At 65.0% G+C, this 19,647-nt stretch carries 19 protein-coding genes; 12 read left to right on the top strand and 7 right to left on the bottom strand.

Features of this window, described 5'->3' with window-relative positions:
* Position 1 precedes the first annotated feature (1 nt).
* Complete coding sequence (locus GQY20_RS24140; protein ID WP_198351177.1) at positions 2-2,287, bottom strand: MHYT domain-containing protein; 2,286 nt, start codon at positions 2,285-2,287, stop codon at positions 2-4.
* A gap of 235 nt (positions 2,288-2,522) precedes the next feature.
* Positions 2,523-2,834: a hypothetical protein gene (locus GQY20_RS24135; protein ID WP_157219709.1), complete on the bottom strand. Its 312-nt coding sequence runs from the start codon at positions 2,832-2,834 to the stop codon at positions 2,523-2,525.
* Between the two features lie 381 nt (positions 2,835-3,215).
* Here GQY20_RS24135 and GQY20_RS24130 point away from each other — a divergent pair, with 381 nt between their 5' ends.
* Both GQY20_RS24130 and GQY20_RS24125 read left to right on the top strand, forming a co-directional pair.
* Positions 3,216-4,991 (top strand): N-acyl-D-amino-acid deacylase family protein, encoded by a 1,776-nt coding sequence (locus GQY20_RS24130; protein ID WP_157219708.1) that lies wholly within the window; start codon positions 3,216-3,218, stop codon positions 4,989-4,991.
* 16 nt (positions 4,992-5,007) lie between these two features.
* Positions 5,008-5,892, top strand: a complete 885-nt coding sequence (locus GQY20_RS24125) for a Coq4 family protein (RefSeq protein WP_157219707.1) — start codon at positions 5,008-5,010, stop codon at positions 5,890-5,892.
* Here GQY20_RS24125 and GQY20_RS24120 read toward each other — a convergent pair.
* Both GQY20_RS24120 and GQY20_RS24115 read right to left on the bottom strand, forming a co-directional pair.
* Positions 5,889-6,077 carry a DUF4169 family protein gene (locus GQY20_RS24120; RefSeq protein WP_157219706.1) on the bottom strand — a complete coding sequence of 63 codons (189 nt, stop codon included), beginning with the start codon at positions 6,075-6,077 and terminating at the stop codon, positions 5,889-5,891. The genes GQY20_RS24125 and GQY20_RS24120 overlap by 4 nt on opposite strands.
* Positions 6,078-6,089: 12 nt before the next feature.
* The gene (locus GQY20_RS24115) at positions 6,090-6,743 is read right to left on the bottom strand and encodes a 2-hydroxychromene-2-carboxylate isomerase (protein ID WP_157219705.1); all 654 of its coding nucleotides are present in this window, start codon (positions 6,741-6,743) and stop codon (positions 6,090-6,092) included.
* A gap of 100 nt (positions 6,744-6,843) precedes the next feature.
* On the opposite strand from GQY20_RS24115, the gene GQY20_RS24110 reads away from it, so the two are divergent.
* From GQY20_RS24110 to GQY20_RS24095, 4 genes are all read left to right on the top strand, one after another.
* Entirely contained in the window at positions 6,844-8,058 is a 1,215-nt protein-coding gene (locus GQY20_RS24110; RefSeq protein WP_157219704.1) for a serine hydrolase domain-containing protein, read from the top strand.
* Between the two features lie 183 nt (positions 8,059-8,241).
* Complete coding sequence (locus GQY20_RS24105; RefSeq protein WP_157219703.1) at positions 8,242-8,640, top strand: sigma factor-like helix-turn-helix DNA-binding protein; 399 nt, start codon at positions 8,242-8,244, stop codon at positions 8,638-8,640.
* Between the two features lies 1 nt (position 8,641).
* Positions 8,642-9,577, top strand: coding sequence for a FecR family protein (locus GQY20_RS24100; RefSeq protein ID WP_157219702.1), 936 nt, complete (start codon positions 8,642-8,644; stop codon positions 9,575-9,577).
* Between the two features lie 128 nt (positions 9,578-9,705).
* Complete coding sequence (locus GQY20_RS24095) at positions 9,706-10,800, top strand: NAD-dependent epimerase/dehydratase family protein (RefSeq protein WP_157219701.1); 1,095 nt, start codon at positions 9,706-9,708, stop codon at positions 10,798-10,800.
* A gap of 4 nt (positions 10,801-10,804) precedes the next feature.
* Here GQY20_RS24095 and GQY20_RS24090 read toward each other — a convergent pair whose 3' ends face one another.
* Both GQY20_RS24090 and GQY20_RS24085 read right to left on the bottom strand, forming a co-directional pair.
* A complete protein-coding gene (locus tag GQY20_RS24090) occupies positions 10,805-11,815 on the bottom strand; it encodes a cytochrome-c peroxidase (RefSeq protein ID WP_157219700.1) in 1,011 nt (336 codons plus the stop codon).
* 11 nt (positions 11,816-11,826) lie between these two features.
* Positions 11,827-12,354, bottom strand: coding sequence for a homogentisate 1,2-dioxygenase (locus GQY20_RS24085; protein WP_232476227.1), 528 nt, complete (start codon positions 12,352-12,354; stop codon positions 11,827-11,829).
* An 87-nt stretch (positions 12,355-12,441) separates the two neighbouring features.
* Here GQY20_RS24085 and GQY20_RS24080 point away from each other — a divergent pair, with 87 nt between their 5' ends.
* The 6 genes from GQY20_RS24080 to GQY20_RS24055 all read left to right on the top strand — a co-directional run bounded on the left by GQY20_RS24080 (position 12,442) and on the right by GQY20_RS24055 (position 19,467).
* Positions 12,442-14,526 carry a TonB-dependent receptor plug domain-containing protein gene (locus tag GQY20_RS24080; protein WP_157219699.1) on the top strand — a complete coding sequence of 695 codons (2,085 nt, stop codon included), beginning with the start codon at positions 12,442-12,444 and terminating at the stop codon, positions 14,524-14,526.
* Between the two features lie 294 nt (positions 14,527-14,820).
* Positions 14,821-15,900: a choice-of-anchor A family protein gene (locus GQY20_RS24075; protein ID WP_157219698.1), complete on the top strand. Its 1,080-nt coding sequence runs from the start codon at positions 14,821-14,823 to the stop codon at positions 15,898-15,900.
* Between the two features lie 204 nt (positions 15,901-16,104).
* A complete protein-coding gene (locus GQY20_RS24070; protein ID WP_157219697.1) occupies positions 16,105-16,440 on the top strand; it encodes a hypothetical protein in 336 nt (111 codons plus the stop codon).
* Between the two features lie 33 nt (positions 16,441-16,473).
* A complete protein-coding gene (locus tag GQY20_RS24065; protein WP_157219696.1) occupies positions 16,474-17,412 on the top strand; it encodes a DUF7064 domain-containing protein in 939 nt (312 codons plus the stop codon).
* Entirely contained in the window at positions 17,409-18,728 is a 1,320-nt protein-coding gene (locus GQY20_RS24060; RefSeq protein WP_157219695.1) for a phosphotransferase family protein, read from the top strand. Before GQY20_RS24065 ends, GQY20_RS24060 begins: the two co-directional genes overlap by 4 nt.
* Before the next feature lie 139 nt (positions 18,729-18,867).
* Positions 18,868-19,467 (top strand): TetR/AcrR family transcriptional regulator, encoded by a 600-nt coding sequence (locus GQY20_RS24055; RefSeq protein WP_157219694.1) that lies wholly within the window; start codon positions 18,868-18,870, stop codon positions 19,465-19,467.
* Between the two features lie 25 nt (positions 19,468-19,492).
* Here the strand turns inward: GQY20_RS24055 and GQY20_RS24050 are convergent, their stop codons facing one another.
* Positions 19,493-19,639, bottom strand: a complete 147-nt coding sequence (locus GQY20_RS24050; RefSeq protein ID WP_157219693.1) for a hypothetical protein — start codon at positions 19,637-19,639, stop codon at positions 19,493-19,495.
* Positions 19,640-19,647 lie beyond the last annotated feature (8 nt).

Raw genomic sequence — 19,647 nt, 5'->3', positions numbered from 1 at the left:
GCTATGTGCGCCGGAATCGCATCGGCAGGATCGCGGCCGAAGTCGAGACATCGGCAATCGCATCGGCAAGTTGCCGCTGATCAAATGGTTTGCGGAGCATCGGCAGGTCCTTGCGGTCCTCGACTCCGAATTCGGCGAAACCGCTGACCAGCAGGATCGGAAGGCTCGGGCGATTGCTCCGGATCCGATCGGCAAGCTCCGTGCCCGTCATTGCCGGCATGAGCTGATCGCTGATCACCAGATCCACCTGAATGTCGCTTTGCAGCCTGTCGAGCGCTTCCGGCCCCGAGGTGGCGGGCACCGGCTGGTGGCCGAGATCCTCGAGCATGGCCACCGTATTGGCAAGGACGAGCGGATCATCATCCACCACCAGGATCGACCGTGGGCGGAGGCGCGCCATGTCGCGCCGAGACGGGGCAGCCGCCGGCCTGGGTTCGATCAGATTCTGCGCGACCGGCAGCCAGAGTTCGACGGAGGTGCCGACCCCTGGCTCGCTCCTCAGCGCGAGACGACCGCCGGACTGGGCGGCGAGGCCCTGCACCATCGGGAGGCCGAGGCCGGTACCCTTGCCTACGCCCTTGGTCGTGAAAAAGGGCTCGCTGGCGCGCGCCAGGGTCTGCGCATCCATGCCGATGCCGTCGTCGGTGAGGGTCAGGTGGATGTAGATGCCGGCGGCCAGTCCTTCGGAGTTGCCCGGCAGCAGCATCTGCGCGTCCGCGGCGATGCTGAGCGTGCCGCCGTTCGGCATCGCGTCGCGCGCGTTGACCGCCAGGTTGAGGATCGCCAGCTCCAGTTGATGGGCGTCGGCCTGCGCCGGACGCAGCGAGAGTGGAAAGTGGGTTTCCACGCGGATGCGCGGACCGAGAGAGCGCTGCAGCATATCCGCCATGCCGCGGACGAGCTGTGGCACATCGACGGGCTCTGGCCGCAGATCCTGCCGGCGCGCGAAGGCGAGCAGGCGTTGGGTCAGCGCCGCGCCGCGCTGTGCTCCTTCCATCGCGCTCGCCAGGAAGCGTTGCGCCTTGGGTTCGTCGTCGGGCACATGTTTGCGCAGCAGGTCCAGATTGCCGATCACGACCGCGAGCAGATTGTTGAAATCATGCGCGACACCGCCGGTAAGCTGGCCGATCGCCTCGATCTTCTGGGATTGGCGAAGCGCTTCTTCGGTGCGCTTGCGTTCGGTGATGTCGGTAAGCCCGCCCAATATGTGCAGCGTGCCATCCGCATCGCGTTCCACTTCGGCGGCCGAAACCACGTCGAGCAGCTGGCCGTCTTTGGCGACGGCGCGATATTCGCGCGGTGTGATGCGCCCGGCGCGCAGCAGATCCGGCCAATCGCGGGTGAGGGCGAGTCGCGCCGATTCCTTGGTGAGGAACCGGATCAGATGTTTGCCGACGACTTCCTCGTAGCTGTAACCGAGAAGCTGCAGCCAGGTTTCGCTGACATGCTCGATCCGGCCGTCGGCATCCAGCGAATGGAGCGGCAGGGGGGTACCGCGATAGAGGGCGCGGAACCGTTCTTCGCTGCGTCGCAGCCCCTCCGCCTCCCGTTGGGCGAGCAATGCGAAACGCCGGTCGAACATGGCGGCGACGAGCGAAAGGAAGAGGATCAGGAAGGTGGTGGCGGACACGGCGGTCGCCAGCGCGGTCTGGCCGACGCCGCCGCTATCATGGATCATCGCCATCCCGGGATGCGCCAGGAAAAGCGCGCCCTGCATGCCCGCATAGTGCATGCCGGCGATCGCAAACCCCATCAGCGCAGCGGCGGAAATTCTTTCCATCTGCCGAGAGCTGCGTGAGGCCAGCCAGAGCGCCCCCGTGGCCGCGCCGATCGCGATGACCACGGAAAGCGTCACCCACGCCGGATCATAGTGCAGATCCAGGCCGCTCATCTTCATGGCCGCCATGCCGATATAGTGCATGGCAACGATGCCGAGGCCCATGATCAGTCCCGCCGCAGCCAGGCGGATCGGCGATCGGCGGGCCTCGCTCATCATCGCGAAGCCAGCCCCGGTCACGAGGATCGCTACGACGGCCGAGAGGAAGGTGAGCGACAGGTCGTAGTTCATCTCCATACCGGGCAGGCGCAGCGCCAGCATGGCGACGAAGTGCATCGCCCAGATTCCCCCGCCCATGGCGATGGCCGCGGTGATCAGCCAGAGCCGCCGGGCTCGCCCCTGCGACGCGCGGATGCGTCCGGCGAGATCGAGTGCCGTATAGGATGCCATGATCGCGATCAGGATCGATATGCCGACCAGGACGCCGTCATGGACGCCGGAGATCACCATCTGTTCGCCCCCTCACACCCCGACGGCCGACGCGATCCCAGCATCGCGCAGCCAGCCGGCGGCTGACGCTAGACGAGTCGCAGGCGAAGGTGAATGAGTCCTAAAGCGGCTCGTCGCATCGGAGACGGATCGCTGCGAATTGGATGTATATGTCGCGTTGCGCTTTGCGTTCGGAATAGCAGGCCGGATGGAAATGGTCGGCCTTCCTGCCAGAAAATCATCGCCAGCCCGCCGCTCAGGCCAACCGGTGCGGTGATGGATCGCCCAGCTCGGCGGTCAGTTGTTGGCGTGCCTCGGCGCGGCACATTTCATAGGCCTGCTGCAAGGCCGAACTGTCGATCCGTCCATCCTGGCCAATCTCCTCCAATATGCCGGCATCGTCGCGACGCGCGATCGCGGCAACCAGCGAGGCAGCCTCAGCCGGCGGGCCGAGCCGTTCGGCAAGCAGGCGCATGGCGCGGGCGCGCAGGCGGAATTCGAAGTCGGCAAGCCGGGCCGACTCCTTTTCTTCCTTCCGCAGCAATGCTCCGCGCAGATCCCAAACCATTTTCGCCGATATCCTGTGCAGACTCATGATCGCCCGGCGATCTTCCTCAGATCCCCCAGTCATGACAACCGCGTTCGGTTCTGGATCGTCCGCCTGATACGGCCCCACCCCGAGGTGGCGCCGCTCGCGCGTCGGAAGGGAGCGTCTCGTCGGCCCCCAGTCGGCTCGATGGCCGCAGAATATCTCTTTGGTACAGAAACAGGCGATGGCAATCCGACGATTAGAGGCCCGACAGCCGTCGTGGATCGGCGGATGGCCCGCTTTCGATAGCCTTGTGCGTATGCCTATCGACAGGCGTGATCCTTGCTGCGACACAATGTCACGTCGCAATCGAACCGGAGCACGAGCCGGGCGACGGATCGGCGGTGGAGAGGCTGGACCATGTACGATATCATCCTGCGCGGCGGAACGCTGGTGGACGGGACAGGGAGCGAGCGGCGCACCGGCGACCTCGCCATCGCCGGTGGGCGCATCGCCGAACTCGGCGGGCGCATATCCGGCGTGGCGCGGCGGGAGATCGATGCGGACGGGCTGCTCGTCACGCCGGGCTTTGTCGACCTACACAGCCATTATGACGGTCAGGTGACCTGGGACGACCGGATCGACCCCTCCTTTTCGAACGGCATCACCACCACGGTGATGGGCAATTGCGGCGTGGGTTTCGCGCCCGCCCGCCCGCGGGATCGCGATCGCCTGATCTCCCTGATGGAAGGGGTGGAAGCGATACCGGGCATCGTGCTCAAGGAGGGAGTGCCCTGGGAGTGGGAGGGTTTCCCCGACTATCTCGATTTCCTCGACCGGCGCCGCTACGGCCTCGATATCGCGGCGTTGATGCCGCACGCGCCGCTGCGCGTGCATGTGATGGGCGAGCGCGCGCTGCGCCACGAGCAGGCGACAGCGGAGGATATCGCCGCGATGACGGCGCAGGTGCGCGAGGCGATGGCGGCCGGCGCCTTCGGCCTGTCCGCGGGCCGGATCACCGAACATGTCTATGGCGAGGATTTCGCCAATGTGCCCGGTACCTTCGCCGAACATGACGAACTGTTCGCGCTGGCCGACGCGATGGCGGAGGGTGGGAGCGGTATCTTCCAGCTCATCCTGCTCGGCACGATCGGCGGCTTCGGCATGGGGCGGGATATCGGCCGCGATGCGCGGCTGGCCGAACATCGGCTGGTCGAGGCGATCGCGCGGCGCACGGGGCGGCCGGTCCACTATCTCCTCCAGCAGTTCGATACCGATCCCGACGACTGGCGAATGATGATCGGCGAGACCGAGCGCGCGGCGGCGGAGGGGCTGGACGTGATGGCGCACGTCGCCTCGCGCGGCTTCGGCATGATGTCGATGCTCGACGGATATCATCTGTTCGCATTGAAGCCTTCCTATCGCGAGATCGCCGGTCTGCCGCTGGCCGATCGCGTGGCGGCGATGCGCGATCCCGGCAGGCGCGCGCGGATCCTCGCGGAAGCGGACGTCAGCCCCGAGATCGAGCCCGATCTCACGCTGCACGGTATGAGCCAACTCATGACCGCGCTCCTGCCCGGCGCCTATTGCCTGGGCGATCCGGTGAATTACGAGCCGGACGAGAGCGATGCGGTCGGTCCGGTAGCGGAGCGCAGCGGCCGCACGCCCCTGGCCGTCGCCTATGATCATTTCGCGGATGGCGACGGGCGGGGTCTCATCGCCTTCATGTTCTTCAACTATTCGCGCCGCAATTCGGATCATAGCTGGCAGCTTCTGCAAAACCCGCGCACGCTCTCCTCGCTCGGTGACGGTGGCGCGCACATGCGGCTGATCTCGGACGCGTCGATGCTGCCTTATCATCTGAGCTATTGGGCGCGCGACAGGGTGCGTGGGCCGAGGCTGCCGCTCGAAGCGATGGTGCGGCGGATCACCAAGGCCAATGCCGACGCTTTCGGTCTCGGCGATCGTGGCGAGCTTGCCGTCGGCAAGCGCGCGGACATCAACCTCATCGATTTCGATCGGCTGCGCCTCGGGCAGCCCGAGATGGTGTTCGACCTGCCGGCGGGCGGCGGACGTCTTCAGCAAGGTGCGACGGGCATTCGTACGACGATCCTGAACGGCGTGCCGACCCGCGAGGACGAGCGGGATAGCGGCGCCCGTCCAGGGCGATTGATCCGCGGCATGCGTGCGCATTGAACCGAAAGATCGAACGATGAACGAAGATTATTCCTATTTTCACAAGGGTATCACACGGCTGACGACCGAGAGCAGCGCGCTTGTCAGTTCTTCCAAATATCTCAACAGCCCGGAGATACGGGACTGGCTGACCACCCATTTCCTGCGCCGCAACGGGCAGGACCAGCCCGTGCCGCCGGACACCACCCTGGGTCTGGTGCAGGAGCTCAACAAGATGCGGGATCCGCGCAAACTCCAGTCGCTGATCGATCGCGAGAAGGAGATCAACCCGACCTTCCGGCGCTGGATCGAGGAGCGCTTCCTGTCCCGCCTGACGAAGGAAGATTTCGGCAGGATGGCGCCCGAATCGCTTGGCGGCCAATATCATCGGTATCTGACCGACTATGGCTATGAAGTGAATTTCGGCCAGCCAGTGGTGGAACCGCGCAGCGACATAGAGTTCATCTTCATGCGTTTCGCCCAGATTCACGATTTCGAGCATCTGGTGACCGGCGGCGGCTTCAACTCGCTCGGCGAACTTCTTCCCTATTTCGTGCGCCTGTCGAACACGCATCAGCATATGAGTGCCGAGCTCGCGCACGAGCTGCTGCCGACCTACGTATTCGGCGGGTTCCGCATGGTGATGCGGGCGGGGCTCCATTACCCGACCAGCTGGCTGACGGTGATCGATCTGATGCGGCGCGGCATCAATATCGGCCTCGCGTCGCAGTCCATCCTGATGGCCCGCTATGAGGATGCCGTGGAGCTTTCCATAGCCGAAGCGCGTGAGCGACTGGGCATCCGCAACGCCGAGGACGTCGACAGTTGGTCCGACGATGCCGTGTTCATCGAGCGGCGAGAACCGACCGACGAGGAACTTGCCCGTATCGGGCGCGAGGATCTGGCGGCGATCCGGGCTTAGGACGGCTCGTCCGTTTCGCGCTTCGCGCCGTCGAGCAGCGCCTCTCGCCGCTTGCGTTCCTCGCTGACGGCGCGCTTGTCGGCCTTGCTCTGGCCGTGCAGCTGCCGGTTGGCCGCCGCCTTGCTTTCGGCCTCCGCCCGGACGCGGGCCTTGCGGACGCTACGCAGGTTGATGATCTCGGCCATGGTTGCGTCTCCTCAGGCGGGCTTGGTCGGACGCGTCGCCGCGACGGGCAGGGCGGCGATACGCCGCATTTCCGGTGTGTCGAACAGGTCTGGGTCGTCGAGATAGGCGATCAGCATGTCGGTGGCATCCTCTCCCCAGAACAGCGTGCCGGCGACATCGATGGTCGGCACGCCGAAAACCCCGCGGGCGAGCGCAGCGTCGGTGTTGGCGCGCAGGCGCTGCTTGATGTCCGGGCGTGCTATTTCGACCTCCACGTCGGCAATGCCGAAGCGATGCCCGATCGCCGCGAGCTCCGTCATGTCCGAAACGTCGCGGCCTTCGCCGAAGGCGGCATCGAATAGCGCATCGACCGCTGCATCGCCGGCGCCCAGCGCCACGACCAGGCGCAAGGCGGAGACCGGATTGAAGGGATGGCCTGGCGGAAAGCGGAAAGGGACGCCGAGCGTGTCGGCTCGCCATTGGCAATATCGGTAGGTGTGCAGCCGCTTGGGTGCGATCTCGGCCGGCCCCTTCTGCTGCCAATGCCCGAGTATCGCGCCGAACAGGATCGGCACCGGACGCAGCCGGATGCGGCCGGCGAGCCGGGCGCGCGTCTTCCACTGGAGATAGGCGAAGGGGGAAACGATATCGAAGAACCAGTCGCAGGTCGGTGCGCGGTCGTCCATCGAATCCTCCCGTCGAGCCAGTTCGTCCATTCATCGATAGGCCGCCTCGCCGGACGGGGAAATGGCCTAGGGAGTGGGCGGCGGCGATGAGGGGACGAGTATGGGCGAAGAGGTGTTTTCACACGGCGGCCTCCGTGCCTTGCAGGGCGTGATCGACCATCATGTCGGCGAGGGAACGGTTCCGGGCGTGGTCGGTCTCGTCGATTGCGGCGGCGAAACCCATGTTTTCGTGGGAGGTACGAAGGCGCTCGGCGGGGTCGATCCGATGACGCCCGATACGATCTTCCGCATCGCGTCTATGACCAAGCCGATCACTGCCGTCGCCACGATGATGCTGGTCGATGAAGGCAGGCTGCAACTGGACGATCCGGTGGACGATTTGCTGCCCGAACTCGCCCATCGCCATGTTTTGCGCAGCCTCGAGAGCGCATTGGACGATGTGGTCCCCGCGGAGCGGCGGATCACCGTGGAAGATTTGCTCACCTTCCGCTGGGGCATGGGCCTCCCGCTCGCTCCTCCCGATCGCTATCCTATCCAGCGTGCGATCGCGGAGCGCGGGCTCGCGGGTTTTGGTCCGCCGGATCCTGCCGCGCCTTATGGTCCGGACGGCTATATGCGGCGGCTCGGCGAATTGCCTCTGATGGCGCAACCCGGTGCCGAATGGTTCTACACCGCGGGATCCAATGTGCTGGGCGTGCTGGTGGCACGCGCGGCAGATCAGCCTTTCTCCGCCTTCCTCGCAGACCGCGTCTTCGCGCCGCTCGGCATGCGGGACAGCGGTTTCTTCGTTGCATCGGAGGAGATCGAGCGGTTCGTGCCGGCCTATGTCGCGCAGGGGCAGCGCCTTGCCCTCCATGACGACGCGCGGACGGGCGGATGGAGCCGGCCGCCGGCCTTCGAGGCAGGCGATGCCGGATTGGTCGCGACCGTCGGCGATTTTCTCGCTTTTTCGCGCCTGCTCCTGAATGGCGGCCGCCATGGCGAGGAGCGGCTATTGTCGTCGGATGCCGTGGCCGCGATGCAGGTCGACCGACTGAATGAGGACCAGCGATCGCGCGGCCGGCCGATCCTCGCGCCCGGCACGGGCTGGGGCTATGGCATGTCGGTCGTCATCGACCCGCAGGCGGCCGAACGGCCGATGGGTTGCATCGGCTGGGCTGGCGGCTTCGGTACGTCCTGGATCGCCGATCCGGCCAGCGGACTGAGCGTGATTCTGATGACCCAGCGGCTCTTCTCCGATCCCGTGCTTCCCGTCATCCATAAGGCTTTTCAAGACGCAGCCTTTGCGGCGGTAGGCTCCGGCTCAACGCGATGACTGGCGGCCGCGCCAGCTCGTGCGACCGCCAGGGAACATTGTCGGCCTCGAAGGCATTCTCGACGCATGCCGGATTGCAACCCTTCGGCCCTGGGCCATTCCCCGCGGGTTCGCGCCGCCTGGCGGCCTTTGTTCACCAGCTTGGCGCGTATCGTCAGCCGGCCGGTTCCCGCGGATCACCTGTTGAAAGCGGCCTTCGCCAAGCTCGAAGCCTATCGGGTCCGGGCAGGCGCACGCGCTTCTGTCGATCTCTGCATCCGTGCTTCTGCTCCGCCGGTGGCCAGCGATTTCCAGCGGGATATGCGTCAAACCGATGCGGTGAGGCCATTGCCCGACATTTTGAGATTGGGCGAAGGCGTTCCCCTGCGTGACGAGATCGCCGAGGCGCAACGCCGGCTGGATCATCTGCGGACCGGTCTCGCGAAGCTGCCGCGCCCGATCGGCGACGCATTCCGGCTCCACCGGATCGAAGGCATGAGCTATCGTCAGATAGCGCTCGCGCTCGATATTCCTGCGCGCTTGGTCGAGCGGCATGTCGCTGCCGCTGCCCTGTTCCTGACCGGTTGGTCGGAGACGCTTTGAGGTGAAGCCGACGGTCAATGGGATGCCGGCGCATCTCAAGGCAGAAGCGGCTGCGTGGCTGGCGCGGCTCCATTCCGACGAGCGGACGGCACGGGACGAGGCCGGATTTCAGCTCTGGCTGACCGCGGATCCGCGCAACCGAGAAGCCTTCGGCCTTGTCACGGCCGCATGGGACGAAGCGGGTGGCGCGGGAATACGCCATCAGCCCCCCGCCAACAGCTGGACGCGCCGCAAGCTGCTGGGTGTCGGTGCGGTGGCCACGCTCGCCGCCGCCGGAGCGGGGGTCATGATGTTCGATATACCCGATCGCTACGAGACGGGACGCGGCGAGCAGCGCCGGATCGTGTTGGCGGACGGATCGATCCTGCTGCTCGACACCGACAGCGCGGTCCGGGTGACGATGGCGGCGGATCGGCGCCTCGCAACGCTGGACAGAGGGCGTGCGCATTTCCAACTCGACGACGATCCGTTGCGGCCTTTCCTGGTGAAGTCGGGGGGCTATGACATTCTGTCCCAAGGTGCTGCTCTCGACGTGGATGGCCGGCAGGCCAACCTGTCCTTGCTGGTCATCGAAGGGACCGTACGCATTCGGCCGGCGGGTGATCCGGCCACTCCGCTGCGCCAGATCGGGCCGCGCGAGCGCGTTCAGGCCAGTGCCGGCCATTCGCCGTCCGTAGACAGCCCCTCGCTCGCGCCGCTGGTCGCCTGGCAGACTGGCCGGGCGATATTCGCGGCGCTGCCCCTGCGCAACGCGGTGGCGGAGATGAACCGCTATGGCATGAGGCCGATCGTCATCGTGGACCCAGGATTGGCATCGGCGCGCGTCAGCGGGAGTTTCGAGCTCGGCGACAGCGGGGCTTTCGCGCGCTCGGCGGCCCGTCAGCTTAAGGTGCCCTTACGGATCGATGCCCAGGAGATCGCGATCGGGCACGCGTGATTTCGGGTGCGATGTCTCAGAAGGGCAGCAGAATTCGTACTCCGGCGGCATGGTCATGGCGGTTTTGCGATCGCTGCTTAAAATATGGCGCTTGCTGAGCGGATCGATCCGCACCGACAGGAGAGGAAATGCCTAGAATTCTGGTTGCTGGGGCGACCGGCGTGACCGGCACGGCGATCGTCGATCATTTCGCGGATTTGCCGGATTGGTCGGTCGTTGCCGCTGCTCGGCGCGATCCCTGGCGTACCGTCGCCGGCGTCGAGCATCTCCGGCTCGATCTCGGCGATCGTGATGCGTGTCGCGCGGCCTTGGCGGAACGGGCCGATATCACTCATCTTGCTTATGCGGCCGTGAACGAGAATGCCGACGATATCGTCGCCGGCTGGGCAGATCAGGGACAGATCGACAAGAATGTCGAGATGCTGCGCAACATCCTGGAACCTCTGGCGGCAGATGGCGGAGCCTTGCAGCACGTACTCCTCGTGCACGGGCTCAAGGCTTACGGCTCGCACTTGCCCCACATCACCACGAAATTGCCGTTTCGGGAGACCGATGCCTCGTACAAGGACTGGAACTTCTACCATCATCAGCAGGACTATGTCGCCGAGCGACAGCGCGGCGCGCCCTGGAATTGGACGATCCTGCGTCCCGGCGGCACGATCGGCCTGGCGGTTGGCGGCAACATGAACTGGTCTCTGGTGCTCACAGTCTTTGCGGCCTTGCGCAAGGAAGCAGGGTTGAACCTGCCGATGCCGGCCGGGACCAGCGGCATCTTCGAGATGTGCGATTCAGATCTGATCGCGGAGGCGACCGAATGGGCGTTCGCGTCGCCTGCAGCGCGCAACGAGGTGTTCAACATCACCAACGGCGACGTGTTTCCACTGCACGACATATTTCCGATCCTTGCCGAGGAGTTCGGCATTCCGTTGGGCGACCCTCGGCCTTTCGATCTGCCGGCGGAACTCGCCCGGATCGCGCCGCTCTGGCCCGCCCTCGTTGAAGCGCATGGGCTTGCGGCACCGCGCGATCTCGATGCGCTGCTCGGCGCCACGCCGCAGATCGTGGGGGCCTGGAGCCAGAGCATGCCGCCCGAGCGCCGGCTGATGTCGGGGATCAGCAGCACCATCAAGCTGCGCAAGGCGGGTTTTACGGGCTGCGCCGATTCCGCCGATGTCGTTCGCAAATATATCCGGTGCTACCGTGCGCTCGGGATCGTCCCATGAGTGGCTAAAGTCGCTTGCCGCATGCGCGCATGGGCAGCGACAGCGCGGGATCGCGGATGAAGCCTTCATCGGTCAATTGGTCGAGAAAAGCGAGCAGATCTGCCATCTCAGCTCGCGAGAAGGCGCTGGCGGCGGGGACGCTGGGGCCGTGGCGGCGAATGGCGGCCGGCAGGTCGGGAGCGGATCCGTCGTGCAGATAGGGTGCGGTGAGTGCGATGTTGCGCAGGCCGGGCGTGCGGAAGCGATAGGCGTCGGCGGCGATGCCGGTCACTTCGGCGAGCCCGCGATCGGCTCCGTGGCTGGCCGGATCGAGCGTGCGCCACGCGCCGTCACCCAGATCGGGGCCATCGTGGCAGCTGGCGCAGTGGACAGTGAACAGAGCGGCGCCGGCGCGCGCGGCGGCGGGCATTGCGCCGGATTCTCCGCGTAGGAAGCGATCCCATGGCGCGTTGCGCGCGATGAGCGTCCGCTCGAAAGCCGCAAGGGCGGCGGATATCGTGCCCATGTCGATGCGTCCGCTTTCGGACGGAAAGGCCTTGCGGAACATGCGTCGATAACAGGAGTCGGCGGCAAGGCGGCGCGCCATCTCGCCTTCTTGGCCCTTCATGCCCATCTCCACCGGATGCTCGCCCCGCACCGGCACCGCCACCTGCGCTTCGAGCGTGGTGAGCCGGGGATCCGCCCAGGTCAGCGTTCTCGCCCAGGCGACGTTGGCGAGACCTGGCACATTGCGCCGTCCGGGCTCGCCCGTGACGCCGGCATGGGTGCGATTGCCATCGGCGAAGCCGCGACGCTGCTCGTGGCAGGTGGCGCACGCCATCGTGCCGTCGCGCGACAGATCCGCCTCGTAGAAGAGCCGCCGGCCAAGCTCGACCCGTGCTGCGCTCATCGGATTGTCCGGCGGCACCGGCGGCTGCGCGACACCCGCCGGCAGTGCCCAGCGCCAGGGCTGGGGAGCGGCTGCCGCGGCGCAGAACAGCAGCGCCAGAGCCGGTCCGAGCCTGCGCAGGATCATGGGCGCCGCGTTCAGGGCAGGCGTGCCAGCATCAGCGCGAGCGAAGGCGCACCGTTGGCGGCGATCTGCAGGATGTAGCGGCCGGGCGTCAGCGAGAAATCGACCATCTTGCGGATCCCTGTGCAGATGGGTCCATGGCCGTGTGCGGTGGACTGGACGGACGTGCCGTCACGCACGACATCGACCCATGCGCCTGAACCGAGCGCGATGCGATAAGTGCCGGCCTCGGCGATGGTGAAGCGGAGCATACCACCATAGCTCACTGACCCGCCCGGCTTTTCCGGACGGATCGCGTAACGCACGTCACCGGTGGATCGCAGCGCGACGGTGAAGGCGTTGCCCGGTACGATAGTCGCCTTGCCGAGATCCGAGGATCTGGCCGCCGCTGCGAGCGGGGAAGGGCTGCTCCATCCCGCAAGCGCCGCAGGAAAGGCGGGACGGGCAGTGCTGCAATCCGGCCGCGCTTCGGGCGTTTCCTGGGCCATCGCGGCGGCGGGGAGCATCAAGGCTGCGAGGATCACGGCAAGATGGCCATTCAAGGGGGTTCTCCTTCCACGCAATCAAAGTATATGGCCGTATATAGCGATTCCTGAGCCCGTCGAGGCAGGAAAATGGGGGCTTGAGACATGCGCTTATCCATTCTTCGCTGCGCGACCGTTTCCATGGTCGCCGCGGTATCTGCGCAGGCAGCAGCCTCGGGCGCTCAGGCTGATGAAAAGGTCTTCTCGCTCGGCCAGATCGTCGTGACAGCACCCAAGCAGCCCGACGTCACCGTCGGCGGATCGACACTGTCGGCCGATGCGATGTACCTGTTCGACCGGGTGACGCTGGACGATGCCGTCAATCTGATCCCGGGCGTCAACGCTTCCAACAGCGGCGGTTCGCGCAACGAGCGGCTGATCTTCGTCCGTGGTTTCGATCGCTTCCAGGTGCCGCTCTCGATCGACGGCATCCGTGTCTATCTACCCGCGGACAATCGGCTCGACTATGGCCGTTTCCTCACTCCGGACATCGCCGAAATCCAGGTGGCGAAGGGTTACGCGTCGGTGCTGGACGGCCCGGGTGCGCTGGGCGGCGCTGTGAACCTCGTCACCCGCAAGCCCGCCAAGCCGATCGAGGCGGAGGCGCAGACCATGCTGAACCTCGATCGCGACGGTGGCTATGGCGGCTATACCCTGTTCGGGCTGCTCGGCACGCGGCATGACAAATGGTATGCGCAGGCGAGCTACGCGCGCAATTTCACCGATCATTGGGATCTTCCCAGCGGCTATGATCCGACGCCGACATCCGTGCAGGGCAAGGGCGAGCGCGATTTCTCGCGAAGCCGCGACTGGCGGGTGAATGCGAAGGTCGGCTTCACGCCCAACGCCACCGACGAATATTCGCTGAGCTACACGCGCCAGGAAGGCGCGAAGAACGCGCCGCTGCACGTCACCGATCCGGTCTCGATCCAGCGCAACTGGAGCTGGCCCTACTGGAATATCGAGAGCGTCTATTTTCTCTCGACCACCGCGCTAGGCGATCGGGCGACGCTGAAGACCCGCATCTATCGCAACAGTTTCGACAATCTGCTGCGCGCTTTCGACGACGCGACCCAGAGCACGCAGACCAAGGGACGGTCGTTCAACAGCTATTATGCCGACAAGGCCTGGGGTGGATCCGCCGAGCTCGACGTCGCGTTGACCGATGCCGATCATTTCAGCCTGGCCGGCCATTATCGGCGGGACAAGCATGTCGAATGGCAGCAGGGCTTCCCGAGCGGCTTCACCGAGCCGAAGCAGACAAATATCGAGGATACGTACAGCATCGCCGCGGAAAACCGGCTGGCGATCGCCCACGCGCTCGATCTGACGGTTGGTGCGAGCTATGACTGGCGCAACCTGATCAGGGCACAGGAATATGGAACGCCGCCCGAAGGCGGTGCTTCCCGCCTGTTCAGCTATCCCCTGCATAACTCCGGTGCGTTCAACTGGCAGGGCCGGCTTGCCTGGCGGCCGGCCACGCGCAACGAACTGCACGCCAGCATCTCGCGCCGGACGCGTTTTCCGACTATCTTCGAACGGTTCAGCACGCAGTTCGGCACGGCCGCGTCGAACCCGGATCTCAAGGCGGAACGGGCGACCAACTATGAGATCGGCGGCAGCCGCAGTTTCGGAAAGCTACACGCCGACGCGGCCATCTTCTACAGTCGGATCGATGATGCCATCGTCGCCGTTCGGCCGAATGGATTTCCGGCGAATAGCAGCCAGCGGCGCAATCTTGGAAAAGCGAACTATTATGGCGCAGAAATCGCGCTGTCGGCGCGAATATCGCCTTCATTGGAAGTCGGGGCGAACTACACCTATGTCCACCGCGATTTCCACATCGGCTCCGACCCCGAGGTGACGCAAAACGTAACCGTGTTCCACCTCACCGACGTCCCGGCGCACAAGGGGTTCGCTTATGCTGATTGGATGCCTTTCGGCAGTTTCCACGTCGTGCCGAGTGTCGATTTTGCGGGCAATCGGACGACGATGACCACGGCGTCGCCGCCCGTCTACTATCGCACCGGCGCCTATGCCAATGTCGGCCTACGTCTCAGCTATGCGGTGACGCAGGCCATCGAGCTCGGTATCGGTGCGCGCAACCTGTTCGACGATCAGTATCGGCTCGTCGATGGTTTTCCGGAGCCGGGCCGCAGCTTCTACGCGAGTGCCCGCGCCAAATATTGAGGCGATAATGGCGGGGCCGCTGCGGCCACTTCACTGGCCTGCCACGGGCCGCTCTTGCCCGGCGTCACCCTCTCACGGCTTTCGGCTGAGCAGGCCGATTCGCGCGGGCAGGGGGAGGGCGTTTGCCGATGAACCCGACAGAGCTGCCAACGGCTAATGCACGTGCCTTATCATTGTCCTCAATGTCCCAAAAGGGGACATAAACTTGGTTAACCAGATATAAAACGTCCCTAAGATCGAATTTACCTTAAATTCATTTTTATCTTTCTTACGCTTTGCTGCACCAGATTTTCCATGACCAGAAAGCTCCTTCTCGCATCGATCGCCGCGCTCGCGATCGCTTCGCCCGCCTACGCTGCGCCGCTCGTCGGAACCGACGCGCTGCGAGAGTGGAATCTCATCGTGCTGGGGGATCTCCAGTCGTCATCCGAAGTCGAGGGGCGCACTTTCGTCGGCGGCAATCTGACGGGCAACAGCTCCAACTATCAGATCGGCACGCCGTCCGCGTCGATCTCAGGTGAGCCCGGCCTGACCGTGGTTGGCGACGTGACCGGCGGCGCCAAGAACCTCAACAACGGATCCGGCGCGATCGTCGGCGGAAATGTCGACAGCGGTTTCAATCTCAACGGCGCTACGCAGACCGTGCAGGTGGGTGGCACGATCAGCAACACCAACGTCAATCAGAATACCGTTCAATCCGGCCTCGCCGCTTCCGATCCGAATTTCACGGCCGACCTCAACCAGCAGAAGAGCCTGCTGGTGAGCAGCCTCACCGATCTCTCCACCACCATGGCGGGCATGACGTCGAACAGTGCCGTCACCATCTCCGGCAATCGCGCCACTTTCGACGCGGCACCGAATTCGGACGGCGTGGCGGTGTTCAATCTCACCTCGGCCGATCTGGACAAGATCGGCGAGATCCAGTTCAACCTGAACGGGGCCAACACCGCGATCGTGAACGTCAGCGGCAGCAACATCACGCTCAACGATAATTTCCTCGGCGGCACGCAGGGCCTTGGCGAGCATGTGATCTGGAATTTTTCCGACGCGACGAGCCTCAATCTGACCACGGCCTGGGGGGGATCCGTCCTCGCGCCCACGGCCGCCGCGACGACCAGCAACTATGTGCAGGGTTCCGCGGTATTCGGCAGCCTGGTGCAGAATGGGGAATTCCATCTGGGCACCTATGACGGTGACTATTATCCGCCGAGCACCCCGCCTTCGAGCTCCAGCAGTTCGGGCGGTGCGACGCCGGTGCCGGAAGGATCGGAGCTGCCGATCCTGCTTTTCGGCGTGACGGGGCTGCTGCTCGGGCGCCGCATGTCGCGCCGCCTGCGCGGCGCGCCGGGAACGCTCGGCGAACAGCAGGCCTGATCGTCTCCGCCTCGTCGATTGCCTGAATATCCCGCTGCCGTTAGGGGAGCCGCAAGCGCCGTTGGCGGCAGTGGGGGAATGATGCGGTTTCGAAACGCGGTGGTCACGGCCTTTGTGGCTTTAGCCGCCTGTTCGAATGCTATGGACCTCGAACTCGCCAAGCGGGGGACCGATCGGTTCCATCGGCAGCTAAACGCTGGCGACATGCAGTCCATCTATTCCGAAGCGAGCTTCGACTGGAAGCGGGTCCGGGGGCGCGACACCTCCGTGGAATTCCTGACCGGTCTGCGCCGCGAAATCGGCGCCTATCGCGGCGGCAGGACGCTGGAATCGCATGAGCGCAGCGCCGGCGGCAATGGCTTCGTAACGCTCGTCCACGAAGCCGACTATGAGCGGGGCAGGGGCAAGGAGCTCTTTCTCTGGCGCATAAACGGCCAGCAGCCCCAGCTGGCGCGCTATCGCATTACCATCGGCGGCGTCGCGCACGAATGGCCGACCCCGGCGCCACGGCCTCTTGCCAATTCGCCCCTCCCGTTTTAGTCCAAATGGACGAAAATAAATGGGGTAGCTCGGATGCTGGGCGAAGACGAGCGGCTTCATCCCGTCGGTGCGGGTGACGACTGGTTTGAATCCTGGTGGTTCGCCTTTTACGTTCCCGAGCGGCTGCTGACCGTCTACGTCTATCCCTGGTTCCGGCCGAACCTCGGCCTCTGCGGAGGCGGCGTGATCGCCTGGGACGAACGCGGGATCGAGAGCCGCGCCATCGTCCATCACGACTATGCCTGGTCGCTGCGCTTCGGCGGCGCGGACACGATCGTCGAGGGGGATGCGATCGTCACCCCTCAGGGTATCCGCATCGATTGCCTGGCGCCGGCCGAGCGCTATCGGCTGCGCTACGAGCGGCCGGGTCTGGCCTTCGACGTGGAGTTCGAGGCGAGCGGCGGCGCCAGCCGCATCAATACGCTCGTTGCCGAGGCCGACATCTTCAAGGGCCATATCGATCAGCCCGGCCGCTATCGTGGCTGGGTGCGCGTCGGTGATGACCGTCATGTCGTCGATTGCCATTGCGTGCGCGACCGCTCCTGGGGCCCGCGCGGCGACGATGCGACCGGCATGCACATCGGCTATTATCACGCCACCGCGTCGGACAAGGACGCCTTCCTCATCTTCACCCATGCCGGCGAGGATGGCGACAGCTCGACGATGATTTCCGGCTATCTCATCCGTGACGGCATACAGGCGCAGCTCGCCGAGGGCAGGGCCCGGATCACGCGCGGATCGGACCTTTCACCCGCCACCTGCGTGATCGACGCAACCGATCGCGAGGGGCGCGTCCTCCACGCCGAGGGACGGGGGCTGACCAGTGTCGCGTTGCTCGTCCAGCCGGGTATGTTCAACTGGTCCAGCCTTGCGGAATGGCGGTTCGGCGAGGCCTTCGCCTATGGGGAACTGCAGGACACCTGGCACCCCGACGCATATCGCGTCTTCGCCCGTGCGCGAGGTGTGCGATGATCGCCTTGGTCGACGATCCGGCCAGGGATGCGGTGTTGCGGAACTGGGTGGAGCAGCTGTCCGGTGCGGAAATCGCGGACGTGAAGCGGATCAGCGGCGGCGCGTTTCGAACCAGCTGTCGCATCGGCCTGCGCCGCCCGGACGGATCGACGGATACGCTGTTCCTCAAGATCGATCTCGGCTCAGCCCCCAGGACGCCGTTCGATCTGCGCCGCGAGCATGACCTTCTCGCGCGGCTCGACGGCAGGGCGCGGGCGCCGCGGGCGATCGGCTTTCATGACGGCGCCTGCGCCATGGCCATGGAGTGCCTCGCCGGCGAGGCCAACTATGCCGCGCTGGACGAAGGTACGCAGCGCGATCGGGTGGAGCGGTCCTTTGCCGAAGCCATGGTGGAGGCGCATCGCGTCGATGTGGCGACGCTCGGCCTCGCTCATCTGCCGCCGGGCCGCAGCATCGGCGAGGCTATCCATGCCGATCTCGATTTGTGGGAAGGGCTGCTGATCGGTGGCGTGCCCGCGCCCGACCCGATCACCCTCTTCGCTTTCGCCTGGTGCCGCGAGCGGATGCCGGTCGACGATCGACCGGCCGTTCTGGTCCAGGGTGATACCGGGCCCGGCAACTTCCTCTTCGACAGTGCGGGTGTAACCGGCGTGGTGGATTGGGAGATGACGCATCTCGGCCATCCGCTCGAGGATGTCGGCTGCGTATTGGCGCGCTCGCTGGTGCAGCCGATGGCGTCGGCCGAACGACTGCTGAAGCTCTACAATGAGGCGGCGGGAAGCGACTGGACGCGCGCGGAGCTGCTTTATGCGACCATCCTGGTCATGACGCGGTTCAGCGTGCCGATCAGCCTTGCCCTCGAAAGCCGGCATACCGGCCTCGATTATGGGCTGACCAACGGCTATTTCCGCCTTTCGCAAATCTCTCTGCTGCTGCTGATCGCCGCTGCGGAGGGCATCCTGCTGGACGAGACTGTGCCGGCAGGAGGGACGCGGCCGACGATCGGTTTCGAGTTCGCCTATCTGCGCGCCGTATTGGGCGATATCGTGCGGCCAGCGATCGACGATGGCTATGCCCGCTATCGGCTGGATGGCGCGATTGGGTTGATTAGTTATATCGAAGCCGTGTTGGCGGAGACACAGGCGACGGCGCGGACCGACATTCCTGCTACGATCGACACCCAGCGCGGGCTCATCGCCGCTGACGGAGCAGCGTTGCGCACGGCGATGCAACATATGCTGGATGAGGCGCAGTATCGCGAACTGCTGATGCAGCCGATGCTGGGCGCATTGTTTGGTCGACGGGTGCGGATATGAAACCAACGGGTGTTTCTTCATCCGGCAGGACGGTCATATCGACTTTACAATCCGAGTGGAGGATGGCCGAGGCGATCTTATCGAGCAAATAGCGGCCGCAGGGCGATCTGCCCGTGCCGCCGCGTCGCGAAAGGATCGCATGCCGAAGATTGTCGATCATGATGAGCAGCGTCGGATCATCGCCCGGGCGGCGGTCCGCTGGATCGCGACGCACGGCCTGGAAACGCTCTCGCAGCGCAATGTCGCCGCCCTGTCTGGCCGGTCGAAAGGCAATGTGCAGCATTATTTTCCGGACAAGGCTGCGCTCATGTTCGGGGCGCTGCGCCATGTCTCCGGAGAGCGAGAGGAGCGGGAGCGCGCGGATCTGACGTCCGATGCGGTATCCGATCCGCTGGGTTCGCTCGCCAGCCGTCTTTACGCGGTGCTGCCTACCGACGCGGATCGCGCCGAGGCGTGGCGCGTGCGTCTGTCGCTCTATGTCTACGCCGATCGCGATGCCGAGATGCAGGCCTATCTGGCCGATCATGCCGACGCGATCCTGGTCCGCGGAACGGATGAGGTGCGTACGGCACAGGCGGCTGGACAGGTGCGAGCTGATCTCGATCCGCGCCTCACCTTCCGTCGTCTGTCGGCGGCGGTCTCGGGCATCGCCGTCGCTGCGCTGGCCAATGGCGGTGCGCTGTCGGCGGACGAGCAGCGGGAGATGCTGGCCGAGGTGCTGAAATCGATAACGGCCTGAGGAGCAGGGATCTCACCGACGAACATCATGTGATTGACGCGGCGGTCAGATTCCCTTGGTCGACCAGGACGAAGGCATAGGGCGAGCCTTTGTCGTTCGACGTCGATCTTGGGTTCACATTCTGATCGAGCACCGGGCGTAAGCCATTAAACGGCATGTCCTTCTGGCGCATTCGCTGCC

The organism is Flavisphingomonas formosensis (genome assembly GCF_009755815.1).
Lineage (GTDB): Bacteria > Pseudomonadota > Alphaproteobacteria > Sphingomonadales > Sphingomonadaceae > Flavisphingomonas > Flavisphingomonas formosensis.
Note: the sequence above shows the minus strand (reverse complement) of the source record. Positions and strands in the feature narration are given on the sequence as shown.

Excerpts from the sequence above, each read along its gene's own strand:
- GQY20_RS24140 (WP_198351177.1), bottom strand. The coding sequence starts at position 2,287 with ATGGTGATCTCCGGCGTCCATGACGGCGTCCTGGTCGGCATATCGATC.
- GQY20_RS24135 (WP_157219709.1), bottom strand. The coding sequence starts at position 2,834 with ATGGTTTGGGATCTGCGCGGAGCATTGCTGCGGAAGGAAGAAAAGGAG.
- GQY20_RS24130 (WP_157219708.1), top strand. The coding sequence starts at position 3,216 with ATGTACGATATCATCCTGCGCGGCGGAACGCTGGTGGACGGGACAGGG.
- GQY20_RS24125 (WP_157219707.1), top strand. The coding sequence starts at position 5,008 with ATGAACGAAGATTATTCCTATTTTCACAAGGGTATCACACGGCTGACG.
- GQY20_RS24120 (WP_157219706.1), bottom strand. The coding sequence starts at position 6,077 with ATGGCCGAGATCATCAACCTGCGTAGCGTCCGCAAGGCCCGCGTCCGG.
- GQY20_RS24115 (WP_157219705.1), bottom strand. The coding sequence starts at position 6,743 with ATGGACGACCGCGCACCGACCTGCGACTGGTTCTTCGATATCGTTTCC.
- GQY20_RS24110 (WP_157219704.1), top strand. The coding sequence starts at position 6,844 with ATGGGCGAAGAGGTGTTTTCACACGGCGGCCTCCGTGCCTTGCAGGGC.
- GQY20_RS24095 (WP_157219701.1), top strand. The coding sequence starts at position 9,706 with ATGCCTAGAATTCTGGTTGCTGGGGCGACCGGCGTGACCGGCACGGCG.
- GQY20_RS24090 (WP_157219700.1), bottom strand. The coding sequence starts at position 11,815 with ATGATCCTGCGCAGGCTCGGACCGGCTCTGGCGCTGCTGTTCTGCGCC.
- GQY20_RS24080 (WP_157219699.1), top strand. The coding sequence starts at position 12,442 with ATGCGCTTATCCATTCTTCGCTGCGCGACCGTTTCCATGGTCGCCGCG.
- GQY20_RS24075 (WP_157219698.1), top strand. The coding sequence starts at position 14,821 with ATGACCAGAAAGCTCCTTCTCGCATCGATCGCCGCGCTCGCGATCGCT.
- GQY20_RS24070 (WP_157219697.1), top strand. The coding sequence starts at position 16,105 with ATGCAGTCCATCTATTCCGAAGCGAGCTTCGACTGGAAGCGGGTCCGG.
- GQY20_RS24065 (WP_157219696.1), top strand. The coding sequence starts at position 16,474 with ATGCTGGGCGAAGACGAGCGGCTTCATCCCGTCGGTGCGGGTGACGAC.
- GQY20_RS24060 (WP_157219695.1), top strand. The coding sequence starts at position 17,409 with ATGATCGCCTTGGTCGACGATCCGGCCAGGGATGCGGTGTTGCGGAAC.
- GQY20_RS24055 (WP_157219694.1), top strand. The coding sequence starts at position 18,868 with ATGCCGAAGATTGTCGATCATGATGAGCAGCGTCGGATCATCGCCCGG.
- GQY20_RS24050 (WP_157219693.1), bottom strand. The coding sequence starts at position 19,639 with ATGCGCCAGAAGGACATGCCGTTTAATGGCTTACGCCCGGTGCTCGAT.